This window comes from Dyadobacter sp. BHUBP1, assembly GCF_050587785.1.
Taxonomy (GTDB): Bacteria; Bacteroidota; Bacteroidia; order Cytophagales; family Spirosomataceae; genus Dyadobacter.
In genome coordinates, this window is sequence record NZ_JBOBIH010000058.1 from 1 (window position 1) to 430 (window position 430).

Annotated in this window: 1 protein-coding gene; it reads left to right on the forward strand. The window is 52.1% G+C overall.

Annotated features, from left to right (window positions below; translation table 11 throughout):
* On the forward strand, positions 1-430 hold a 430-nt coding region (locus tag ACQ4MZ_RS31625; protein ID WP_430852038.1), incomplete at both ends, for a hypothetical protein.

Here is a 430-nt window from a genome sequence, read left to right on the forward strand (position 1 = left end):
AAGTGAGACCACCCAATGGCATGCCGAATTTGATCTTACAAAAGGCGGTCATCCAGGTAACGCCAATTTTGTGGGTATCAGTCTGCCATGCGCGACCACGCTGATCACCCCGATTTTGTATAAAAGTACCAGTGGGGACGTCTGCGCGAATGGCTCTCCGATCACCTTGACAGCCTCCGGTTTCAGCGGGCAATTGGAGTGGTACCTTAACGATGTGTTGATCACAGGCACACAACCGGGCCAAACGCAGTATATCGCAACGGTCGCGGGGACTTATAAGGTGCGTTCCAAATCAGGCAGCTCATACAGCAGCTTTTCGAATACGATCGTGCTGAACCCCAAAGCTGGTTGTGCCCTTCCCAATTATAGCCGGGTAGTGATTGTCGGCAACAGCATTACCAAATTAGTGCCTCAGTCCGGTTCGGATGGC